Source organism: Micromonospora arborensis (genome assembly GCF_003205615.1).
GTDB classification, from domain to species: domain Bacteria; phylum Actinomycetota; class Actinomycetes; order Mycobacteriales; family Micromonosporaceae; genus Micromonospora; species Micromonospora arborensis.
This window is the reverse complement of sequence record NZ_PYBV01000198.1, coordinates 1-308: the sequence shown is the minus strand read 5'-3', so window position 1 is coordinate 308 and position 308 is coordinate 1. Positions and strand designations below refer to the sequence as shown.

The window sequence follows — 308 nt, the reverse complement described above, 5'->3', positions numbered from 1 at the left end:
TGCTCGCGCCCCAGCTTCTCGCTGAGTTGCCTCAGCCGCTCGATCCGCTCGGCCACGTCGTCGAGTGGCTCGCCCCAGAAGAGTTGGACGTCGGCCTCGGTGGCTGCCACCTCCTCGGCGGCGGCCGAGGCGCCGCCGAAGTACAGCGGCGGGTGTTTCCGCTCGCCGCGGACGACCGGTCGGGCCGCCAGGGTGGGGTCGGTGACGCTGAAGTGCTCGCCACGGTAGGTGACGGTGTCGTCGGTCCACAACCTGCGAACGATCTGGAGGAACTCTCTGGTCCGGGCGTAGCGGGCGGCCTGGTCGCC

At 71.1% G+C, this 308-nt stretch carries 1 protein-coding gene; it reads right to left on the bottom strand.

Annotation, left to right across the window (positions count from 1 at the left end; genetic code table 11):
- A partial coding sequence (locus C7C45_RS33420; protein WP_146247518.1) for an LLM class flavin-dependent oxidoreductase occupies positions 1–308 on the bottom strand: 308 nt, incomplete at both ends.